This is a genomic window from Yoonia sp. R2-816 (genome assembly GCF_046762905.1).
Taxonomy (GTDB): Bacteria; Pseudomonadota; Alphaproteobacteria; order Rhodobacterales; family Rhodobacteraceae; genus Yoonia.
Map to the genome: position 1 here is coordinate 1 of NZ_JBKQXN010000195.1, position 405 is coordinate 405.

The 405-nt window shown below is 54.3% G+C and carries 1 protein-coding gene; it reads left to right on the forward strand.

Annotation, left to right across the window (positions count from 1 at the left end; genetic code table 11):
* Positions 1 to 28: 28 nt before the first annotated feature.
* The coding region (locus ACFWW2_RS12065) for a CHC2 zinc finger domain-containing protein (RefSeq protein WP_393928325.1) at positions 29 to 405 on the forward strand (377 nt) is incomplete at its 3' end.

Below are 405 nucleotides of genomic sequence, written 5' to 3' on the forward strand. Positions count from 1 at the left end.
CTTTGCTCATTTCGGCTATGTTGCAATGATGAATGGTTTACTACCACCAGAATTTCTGGACGAGCTTCGCGCGCGGCTATCCATTGGGCAGGTCGTCGGGCGCAAAGTCATGTGGGATCAACACAAGTCCAACCAGGGTAAGGGTGATTTATGGGCATCGTGCCCATTTCACCAGGAAAAATCCGCCAGCTTTCACGTCGATGATCGCAAAGGGTATTACTATTGCTTTGGCTGCCACGCGAAGGGAGATGCAATTTCCTTTGTGCGCGAAACCGAGAACGTCGGCTTCATGGAGGCGGTTCGGATCCTCGCGGATGAGGCGGGGATGACCATGCCTGCGCGTGATCCTGAGGCGCAGAAAAAAGTGGACCGTCGTAAGCTGTTGGCGGACGTCATGGAGCAGGC